Raw genomic sequence first — 1,047 nt, forward strand, 5'->3', positions numbered from 1 at the left:
AGCCGCGTCTTCGCATAGCTCTGCAACCTTTTGCGCAAGCAGATTGCTATCACCGACTTCGAACAAATATTCTGAGCTGCCGGTAACCTCATTTAATCCCGGAACATCGGACGAGAGTACGGGCAAACCTGCTGCCATCGCTTCTACGGCGGCGAGCCCGAATCCTTCAACGTGGGAAGATTGCACGTAGATATCCATATCGCTGAGAAAGAGAGGGATATCGGATACGACTCCGTGAAAATGCACGCGAGGTGAAACGTTTAACGATTGAGCGAGTCGTTGAAGCGAGGCTTTTCTTTCTCCATCTCCGGCAAGGTGTAAGTGGTAGCACTCAGGCAGTTTTGCGATGGCGTGAATTAACGTTTCGTGATCTTTGTGTTCATGTAGTCGGCCAACCATGCCAATGTTGATGGTTGCTTTCTCGCTGAGATCGTGGGCTTGTTTAGCCGTCATCGGGAAGCGATTTAAGTCGACGCCGTTATGTATAACTCGATACTTGTGTTGGTACCGAGGCATGAACTTCACCAATTCTTCTTGAACTTTTTCACTGATGCTAACGGTATAGTGGTGACCCCAATAGAGGACATATTCGATGAACTTAAACAGAGGGTAATCTCTGCGTCGGTTGTAAGAGCAGTGTTCTGTTTGAATGCGTTTTTTCCCAATAGCAAGCAGCGCTAGGTAAATAGACGGATACAGGTGTCCGTGAACAAGATCTGGCCAGCGTAGTAGTGACCATTTTTCCGATAGAGACAGTGTCTGCCAGTTAAAGCATTGGATTCCCTGTGCGGAGAGTTGTTCCAAATAGTCGTTCTCAGCACACAACACGAGAATCTTGATTTCATACTCGGGATTATGCTCGAGCACCAAGTCCACTAAGAACTTTTGCGCCCCACCATTTTGAGATAGGTCGTTGATGATGTGTAAAATTTTTGTCTTCATCATTGCGCCATTTGATACTTTTGTTTGAGTTCGGAAATTTCACTTGAAGTAAAAAAGTGGGTCGTCAATTTGGATGACAACATTTCCTCAATAAACTCAGGTTTA

The 1,047-nt window shown here is 45.8% G+C and carries 1 protein-coding gene and 1 pseudogene; both read right to left on the reverse strand.

The window, feature by feature from the left end; genetic code table 11:
• A partial coding sequence (locus tag R7D93_RS26065) for a glycosyltransferase (protein ID WP_318129653.1) occupies positions 1–942 on the reverse strand: 942 nt, incomplete at its 3' end.
• Positions 942–1,047 (reverse strand): annotated as a pseudogene (locus R7D93_RS26070) (capsular biosynthesis protein); the annotation flags it as partial. The gene R7D93_RS26065 and the pseudogene R7D93_RS26070, both read right to left, overlap by 1 nt.

The sequence above is a fragment of the Vibrio sp. YT-15 genome (assembly GCF_033337445.1).
Lineage (GTDB): Bacteria > Pseudomonadota > Gammaproteobacteria > Enterobacterales > Vibrionaceae > Vibrio > Vibrio alginolyticus.